Origin of the sequence: Streptomyces sp. NPDC058576 (genome assembly GCF_042718715.1) — a bacterium.
Classification (GTDB): domain Bacteria; phylum Actinomycetota; class Actinomycetes; order Streptomycetales; family Streptomycetaceae; genus Streptomyces.
Genome location: NZ_JBHXPF010000114.1, coordinates 1 through 6842, shown reverse-complemented (window position 1 = coordinate 6842; position 6842 = coordinate 1). Strand labels below are relative to the sequence as shown.

Here is a 6842-nt window from a genome sequence, read left to right as displayed (position 1 = left end):
GCCGTTTATGGCCCCCCGATTGGTCGGGGCGTCTGGGGGGCCCTGTTTACATCCTTGTCGGCCTCTGTTCAACCACTCTAGTTCGGCGGGCGGTTTTTGTAAACACCACAACCCGCCCCTCGATCATTTCCAGGGGCCAAGCTCCAGGGCCGATGCGTCCAGGGCCTGCTCCGCGGTGGTCCGCGCGGGCCGCGTACGTGCGCACCGCTGTCCGGCGGGAGCTTCGGCCCTGACGGCGTCGGAGGGGCCGACGCCTCAGTCGCAGAAGGCGGTGTCCGTCGCGGATACGACCGCCTTCGCGCTCTTCTCCGCGTCGCTGAAGGTCCCGGGGAGTGCCGTCACCGCCAGGCCGACGGAGCGGCCGTCGTCGGTGGCGCCGCCCCGGGTCTCGTAGCCGTCGATGTCGCCGCCGTGCCCCCAGTACTCGCCGCCGCAGCTCAGCGGGATGCTGAAGACGCCGAGACCGTAGCGCCATCCGGGCATGAGCGGCGCGTCGACCGTCTTGCGCATCTCGGCCAGTTGCCCGGGTGCGAGCAGCTTCCCGTCGAGGAGCAGGCGGGCGAACTTCGCCAGGTCGCTCGGTGTGGAGATCATCTGGCCGGCGGCTCCGCCCCACGAGGGGTCCATTCGTGTGGCGTCGATGACCCTGCCGTTCTCCGTGCTGCTGAGGGCGTAGCCGCGAGCGTGAGGCTTGGGGACGGACTGGTCGCCCGGCTGCGGCCAGGAGGTGTGGCGCAGCCCCGCCTTCCGGATCACGCGCTCGGTGATCTGCTCCTGCACCGGCCGTTGGGTGACCTTCTCGATCAGCAACCCCGCCAGCAGGTAGTTGGTATTGCTGTACTTCCACTGGGCGCCGGGCGCGAATTCCGCGGGATGGGCCAGGGCCGCGCTGAGCAGATCGTGCGGATGGAAGAACGTGTGCTGGATTTTCGCGAAGTCCTCCAGGCCTATGTGCTCGGTGTAGTTGGGAAGACCGCTGGTGTGCTGCAGCAGCTGCCGGACGGTGATCTTCCTGCCGTCGATGCCCTCACCCCGTACCACTCCGGGAAGGTAGGTCTCGATGGGCTCGTCCAGGGCGACCTTGCCCTCGGCCACCAGTTGCAGGACCACGACCGCGGTGAACGTCTTGGTGTTGCTGCCGGCCCGGACGTAGCCGTCGCGCGGGACCGGAACCTGTGCTTCGAGCCGCGCCGACCCGGAGACCAGCGAAGAGGTACGGCCGTCCTTGCGCACCCAGGCGAAGGCGGCGGGGAACCCTTCCTCGCTCACCAACGAGTCGAGGCTCTTCTGCAGGGCCCTGTCCGCGCCGGCTCGCGCAGGCGCGTCCTGGGGAGGGTTCGCCACTGCCGCGACGGTGGTGGCGGATCCCACCAGACTTGCCACCGCTATGACCAACAGGCCCTTGCGCAGCTTTGAGTTCGTCTTCTTCGGTGCCATCAACACTCCCTGGATGAACGGACCGGGCACTGAAGATCCTGTCGGGGACCGCTGATGAGATCAGTAGCGCCGCCCCCCGGATTCCGGCTGGGGCGGGCACCACCGCACAGGTGTACCTGAGGACACCGCAGGGGCCCGCCGTGACCTGACGGGCAGGCGATCGCGATCTAGATGGCGAGAGACGCCTTGGTCTCCCTGGTCTCCTGGTCGGCGAGCACCTCCGGGACGCCGGCCTCCAGGCCGTCGAGCGCGACGGTCACGACGTCGACGGGGTCGTTCTTGGGGATGTCCCAGCCCGCCATCATGTCGGTGTCGGTCGAGCTGAGGTACAGCCCGGTGACCTGGGTGCCCTGCCCGGCGAGTTCCAGGCGTACTCCGTTGGTCATGCTCCACGCGGCGGCCTTCGAGGCGGCGTAGGCGTTGGCGCCCGGGTAGGAGAGCCAGGACAGCCGCGAGTTCACGTTGAGGACGCCGCCACCGCCGTTGCGGGCCAGGATCGGCGCGAACGTGCGGATCATGGCGAGCGGCCCGTAGAAGTTCGTGTCGAACTCCTGCCGGATCGCGTTGAGTTCACCGCTGACGAGGTCGTTTCCCGTGGTCGTGCCGGCGTTGTTGACGAGCAGGGTCAGGTCGGGGGCGGCGGCTGCCGCCGCGGCCACCGCGTCCGGATCGGTGATGTCGAGCGCCAGCGGAATCGCGCCGGGTACGTCGATGGTCCCCGGATTCCGGGCGGCGGCGTACACCTTCGCGGCGCCCCGGTCGAGGAGCTGCTGGACGAAGTGGCGGCCGATGCCGCGGTTGCCGCCGGTGACGAGTGCGATGCTTCCTTCGATCTTCATGAGAACAACGCTAGGCATCTCATGTGCGAGTCTCAATGACGGATTCGCTCAGTTCCCTATCTCTATGACTCACGCAGTCGATATGCTGAGAGCATGGATGCTCTGACGGGACTCATCGACGCACAGGTGGTGCGCGGTGTGCTCGGCGCGCGGATCGCCGCGGGGGACGACTGGGGGTGGTGGTCGGCCGAGCAACCGGGGGCCGCCTTCCACGCGCTGACCTCGGGCACGGTGTGGATCGCCCCCGAGGGCTCCGAGCCGCTGCAACTCCGGGCCGGCGACGTGCTCCTGCTCCCGAGCGGGCGTGCCCACGCACTGGCGAGCGACCCCGAGGCGCTCGCCCGCACCTCGCCCGAGCGCTCCGACGGCTACACACTCGCCGCCGACGGCACGGTCCGGATGGGTCACGGCCCGGCGCACACGCACATCCTCTGCGCGCACTACACGCACGACCCCACGGCCTCCGCGTCCTTTCTGGCGGCACTGCCCGACACCGTCCTGCTGCGCGGACAGGGTGACGGCGGCGGACTCGCCGAGACCGTCCGCCTCGTGGGCCGCGAGCTGACCGCCTCACGGCCGGGCAGCCAGGTCGTCCTCGCCCGCCTCGTCGACGTCCTCCTCGTACAGGCTCTGCGCGACTGGCTCGAACGCGCCGACGACAGCCCGGCATCCCCGCTGCACGCTCTGCGTGACCCCGTCGTCAGCGCGGCGATGGCCATGATCGACGCGCAGCCCGGCCGTGCCTGGACGACCACCGAACTCGCCCGGGCGACCGACGTCTCCCGCGCGACCCTGGCCCGCCGCTTCCCCGCCGCCCTGGGTGAAACCCCCGCCGCCTACCTCACCCGACGCCGCCTCGACCTCTCCGCACGCCGCCTCCGCGACACCGACGACCCCCTCGAACAGATCGCCCACGACATCGGCTACACCTCGGTCTACGCCTTCAGCCGCGCCTTCCGCCGCGAACGGGGCGTACCGCCCGGCCGCTTCCGCACCACATCCCGCACGGTCCCGCGGACGCCTGTGCCTGGGCCCACGCGTCCGCAGGGGGCCGACGCCTATGATCACTAGCCGGAATCCGACCTGAGGAGGCGGGCGAACTGCCGACCGCCGTGCTGGTCCATGGCCTGTACCACCGCCCCGAGCACTTCGACCGGGTGGCGCGAGGCCTGCGGTCCGCGGGGATCGCGGTCCTCGTTCCCGAGCTCCACCGGGGCTCGCTGGCGGCCGACACGGCGGCCGTCCAGGCGGCCGTCGACTCCCTGGAGGAGCCCCCGCTCCTGCTCGGGCACTCCTACGGCGGGTCGGTGATCACCGGAGTGCGCGGAGCGCGACATCTCGTCTATCTGGCGGCCTTCGTCCTGGACGCGGGGGAGAGCGCGGCCTCGCTGGGCGGGGCGTCGGCGCGACTCCAGGACGCGATCCTGCCCGAGCCCGACGGATCGACCAGCCTGCATCCCGACCGGGCCGCCGACGTCCTCTACGGCGACTGCTCCGACCCGCTCGCCGCCTGGGCGGTCGGCCTGCTCCGCCCGCAGGCGCCCGGCTGCGGGCGGGGGGTTCCGCGGCGGCACGCCTGGAAGGACACGCCCTCGACCTACGTCGTCTGTGGGCAGGACCGGGCCATCGACCCGGCCCTGCAACGGACGATGTCCTCACGCTGCACCGAGGTGCGCTCATGGGGGGCGGCCACTCCCCGTTCGTCGGGCGTCCCGAACTCCTCGTGGAACTCCTGCGGGAACTGCTCGTGCCCGTGGTCCGGCCGTAGCTCGCGATGAACCCATGGGGCAGAGTGGGCCCCATGCCGACCACGTACGAGACCATGCCGTTCCACCTGGAGACCGAACGCCTGATACTCCGGCCGTGGCTGGAATCGGACGCCGCCGAATTCTGCGACCTTCTCGCCGAACGCGGCAACGGGAAGCCCCCGGTGGAGCGTATCCGGACGTCCATCGCGGAGTTTCTCGCCGCGACGGAGACCACGGGCATCGCCCTCCTCCCCATCCAGCGGCGCGAGGAAGGCGACTTCATCGGCTACTGCGGGTTGATCATCGGCCGCACCACTCTGGAGGAGCCCGAGATCGCGTACGAGCTGTTCCAGCACGCGCACGGCCGCGGCTACGCCACCGAGGCGGCCGGCGCCGTACTCGCAGCCGCCGCGGCGACCGGACGGGAGCGGCTCTGGTCGACCGTGGCCACGTGGAACACCCCATCGCTCCGGGTTCTGGAGAAGCTCGGATTCCAGCGGGATCGCGTCTCCCTGGAGGAGAACGGCGAAGTGGTCTGGCTCACACGCCCATTGCCGTGAGGGCGGGATCGCAGGCTCCCGGCGTACCGCCGGCGTTAACCGATCCGTCACGGCCTCTTCCTTTCTGTTCGATTCTCTTGGAACATCCTGTTCGCTTCTGTTCCCCACACTCCAAGAGGCCCCTCACTCATGGCTGATATGAATCGGCGCCGCTTTTTCCAGATAGCCGGTGCGTCAGCGGGATTCGCCGCTCTGTCCGGCAGCATCAACCGGGCCGCCGCCATCCCCGCCCACCGAGGATCCGGGACGATCAAGGATGTCGAGCACATCGTCGTCCTGATGCAGGAGAACCGTTCCTTCGACCACTACTTCGGCGCGCTGAAAGGCGTGCGGGGGTTCGGTGACCCTAGGCCCGTGACGCTGCCCAGCGGGAAGTCCGTCTGGCGCCAGGCCGATGCGGCGGGCAAGGAGACCCTGCCGTTCCATCCGACCGCCGACGACTTGGGGATGCAGTTCCTCCAGGGCCTCAACCACGACTGGGCGGGCGGCCACCAGGCCTACAACGACGGACGTTACGACCGTTGGGTCCCGGCCAAGACGCCGACGACCATGGCCTACCTGACCCGGGACGACATTCCCTTCCACTACGCGCTCGCCGACAGCTTCACCGTCTGCGACGCCTACCACTGCTCGTTCATCGGGGCCACCGACCCCAACCGCTACTACCTCTGGTCGGGTCACACCGGCAACGACGGCACCGGCGGCGGGCCCGTCCTCGGCAACGAGGAGAAGGGCTACGGCTGGACCACGTACCCCGAGCGGCTGGAGGAGGCCGGGATCTCCTGGAAGATCTACCAGGACATCGGCGACGGCCTGGACGGGCCCGGCGGCTGGGGCTGGATCGACGACGCCTACCGGGGCAACTACGGCGACAACTCGCTCCTGTACTTCAATAAATACCGCAACGCACAGCCCGGCAACCCGCTGTTCGACAAGGCGCGCACCGGTACGAACGTGGCCGAGGGCGACGGCTACTTCGACGGGATCGCCGCCGACGTCCGCAACGCGACGCTGCCGCAGATCTCCTGGGTCGCCGCACCGGAGGCCTTCACCGAGCACTCCAACTTCCCGTCGAACTACGGCGCCTGGTACATCGCGCGGCTGCTGGACGCCCTGACGTCCGACCCCGAGGTGTGGAGCCGGACCGCCCTGTTCATCACCTACGACGAGAACGACGGCTTCTTCGACCACGTCGTGCCGCCCTACCCGCCGACCTCCGCCAACCAGGGCCTGTCCACGGCCGACACCTCCACCGAGGTGTACGCGGGCGGCTCCTCGTACGGCCCCGGTGTCTACGGACTCGGGCCGCGCGTCCCGATGCTGGTCGTCTCGCCCTGGAGCACCGGCGGTTACGTCTGCTCCGAGACCTTCGACCACACCTCGGTGCTCCGCTTCATGGAGCAGCGCTTCGGGGTGCGCGAGCCGAACATCTCACCGTGGCGGCGTGCCATCTGCGGCGACCTGACCTCCGCCTTCGACTTCGCGTCCACCGCGCCCGCCCCCGGCGACCTGCCGGACACCGACGCCTACGAGCCGCCGGACCGCGAACGGCACCCCGACTACCGGCCCACCCCGCCCGCCGTCGGCTCGATGCCGAAGCAGGAGCCGGGCAGCCGCCCCGCCCGGCCGCTTCCGTACGCCCCGTACGTCGACGGCGCCGTCGACACCGGCACCGGAAAGATCGCGCTCACCTTCAGCCCGGGGACGGCGGCCGGCGCGCAGTTCTACGTCACCTCCGGCAACCGGACCGACGCCCCGTGGACGTACACCGCCGAGGCCGGCAGGACGGTGGCGGACGCCTGGAACTCCGCCTACTCCGGCGGCACCCACGACCTCACGGTCCACGGCCCCAACGGCTTCCTCCGTACGTTCAGGAGCCCGGGTTCCACCGCGGGACCCGAGGTCACCGCGCGCCACAACGACGGGAGCGGCAACCTCGACCTGACCCTCACCAACCCCGGCGACACCGAGATCCGCCTCACCCTCGCCAGCGCCGCCGCCTACGGGGGAGCGGAGCAGACGGTCACCGTACGGCCCGGCGCCACGGTGTCGCGCACCGTGGACCTGCGGGCGGGCAAGCGCTGGTACGACGTGTCCGTCACGGCAGAGGGCGCCCCCGACTTCCTGCGCCGCTTCGCCGGTCATGTCGAGACCGGGGCCGCCGGGGTCAGCGATCCGGCCACGGCCACCGGCTGAGGGCGGGTCGGCGGCAGCGGAAGCGGTCGCAGAAGAACGGCGGGGCCCGGACGTCCGGGCCC

At 70.3% G+C, this 6842-nt stretch carries 5 protein-coding genes and 1 pseudogene; 4 read left to right on the top strand and 2 right to left on the bottom strand.

The window, feature by feature from the left end; all coding sequences use genetic code 11:
* Window positions 1-255 precede the first annotated feature (255 nt).
* Both ACFWRV_RS36140 and ACFWRV_RS36135 read right to left on the bottom strand, forming a co-directional pair.
* Window positions 256-1437: a serine hydrolase domain-containing protein gene (locus ACFWRV_RS36140; RefSeq protein WP_384340394.1), complete on the bottom strand. Its 1182-nt coding sequence runs from the start codon at window positions 1435-1437 to the stop codon at window positions 256-258.
* A 167-nt stretch (window positions 1438-1604) separates the two neighbouring features.
* Window positions 1605-2276: an SDR family oxidoreductase gene (locus tag ACFWRV_RS36135; protein ID WP_384340392.1), complete on the bottom strand. Its 672-nt coding sequence runs from the start codon at window positions 2274-2276 to the stop codon at window positions 1605-1607.
* A 93-nt stretch (window positions 2277-2369) separates the two neighbouring features.
* Between ACFWRV_RS36135 and ACFWRV_RS36130 the strand changes: the two genes are divergently transcribed.
* The 4 genes and pseudogenes from ACFWRV_RS36130 (at window position 2370) to ACFWRV_RS36115 (ending at window position 6780) form a co-directional block, all read left to right on the top strand.
* On the top strand, window positions 2370-3347 hold the full coding sequence (locus ACFWRV_RS36130) for a cupin domain-containing protein (protein WP_384340390.1): 978 nt from the start codon (window positions 2370-2372) through the stop codon (window positions 3345-3347).
* Between the two features lie 29 nt (window positions 3348-3376).
* Window positions 3377-4044: pseudogene (locus ACFWRV_RS36125) on the top strand (alpha/beta hydrolase).
* A 33-nt stretch (window positions 4045-4077) separates the two neighbouring features.
* Window positions 4078-4584: a GNAT family N-acetyltransferase gene (locus tag ACFWRV_RS36120; protein WP_384340388.1), complete on the top strand. Its 507-nt coding sequence runs from the start codon at window positions 4078-4080 to the stop codon at window positions 4582-4584.
* Between the two features lie 129 nt (window positions 4585-4713).
* Window positions 4714-6780 (top strand): phosphocholine-specific phospholipase C, encoded by a 2067-nt coding sequence (locus tag ACFWRV_RS36115; protein WP_384340386.1) that lies wholly within the window; start codon window positions 4714-4716, stop codon window positions 6778-6780.
* Window positions 6781-6842 lie beyond the last annotated feature (62 nt).